The 457-nt window shown below is 43.3% G+C and carries 1 pseudogene; it reads right to left on the reverse strand.

The annotated features are described in order from the left end of the window. A pseudogene (gene glmM / locus J7R10_RS08695) lies at positions 1 to 153 on the reverse strand (phosphoglucosamine mutase); the annotation flags it as partial. Positions 154 to 457: the final 304 nt, after the last annotated feature.

The following is a 457-nucleotide window of genomic DNA, read 5'->3' on the forward strand; positions in this document are numbered from 1 at the left end:
CGTATCCTTACCAATCACCACACGGCGCGTTTGATGCTGTGAGCGAAAAAAAATCCCTACAGCCATACCCACTTTCATGGCAAAATCTGGTGTCATGGGAAAAACATTGGCTTTACCCCGAATTCCATCTGTACCAAAATATTTTTGTGCCATCCCTCTTTTCCTTTATATACCCTTCTTCTCTTGCGATACTGATAAAACAGAATCTTGGTATCGTAAAATACTCCAATGGTAGCAGATCATTTGCACCCCTTCATTCTTTCAGACATTCAACCAATCACGCCTTCCAAATCCACCCTCTCAACGCGTCCCCTAAAGGAATCCACTAACCCCATCATTGAAAACAAATCTCTGTTTCCACCAACAACCCACACCGACTTCACCAATTATGCTTCTCCATCCCACGCATCAAGCATTACCCCCTTCACATACCTTACACATACAATCCCCTTATCAA

It is taken from the genome of Bartonella vinsonii subsp. berkhoffii ATCC 51672, from assembly GCF_902825225.1.
GTDB lineage: Bacteria > Pseudomonadota > Alphaproteobacteria > Rhizobiales > Rhizobiaceae > Bartonella > Bartonella berkhoffii.